Raw genomic sequence first — 706 nt, 5'->3', positions numbered from 1 at the left:
TTACCTTTATAAAAAAATTGAATAGGTTAAGTAAATTAAATCATTAGGGTCTGTATGGGGAACTAAAAAAAATCAGAAAAGGAAGTCCAGATATTACTTTTTGGCACTTGAGAGTAAAAATTTAATTTCTAAAATTAGAGATAGCACAGAAGGGCGATCGCTAGTTTCAAGTCTGTGAATAAGATATTATTTTTATCTCTATAAAATTACTATTGAAAAAAATTAATCACACTTGAAAATAAACTGCAAGAATTAAGTAGTGGTGAGTTTCAAAAATTTGCTGATGTTTACCTTCAAAAAAAATTGAACAGGTCAAGTTGGTTAAATCATTAGGGTCTGTATCGGGGACTAAAAAAAATCAGAAAAGGAAGTCCAGATATTGCTTTTTGGCACTTGAGAGTAAAAATTTAATTGCTAAAATAGACAGAATAGAGAGAAGTGATCGCTAGTTTGAAGTTGAGGAAGAAGATATTATTTTTATCTCTACAAAATTACTATTGAAAAAAATTAATCACACTTGAAAATAAACTGCAAGAATTAAGTAGTGGTGAGTTTCAAAAATTTGCTGATGTTTACCTTCAAAAAAAATTGAACAGGTCAAGTTGGTTAAATCATTAGGGTCTGTATCGGGGACTAAAAAAAATCAGAAAAGGAAGTCCAGATATTGCTTTTTGGCACTTGAGAGTAAAAATTTAATTGCTAAAAT

It is taken from the genome of Okeania sp. SIO2C9 (assembly GCF_010672455.1).
Classification (GTDB): domain Bacteria; phylum Cyanobacteriota; class Cyanobacteriia; order Cyanobacteriales; family Microcoleaceae; genus Okeania.
This window is presented reverse-complemented; position numbering follows the sequence as displayed.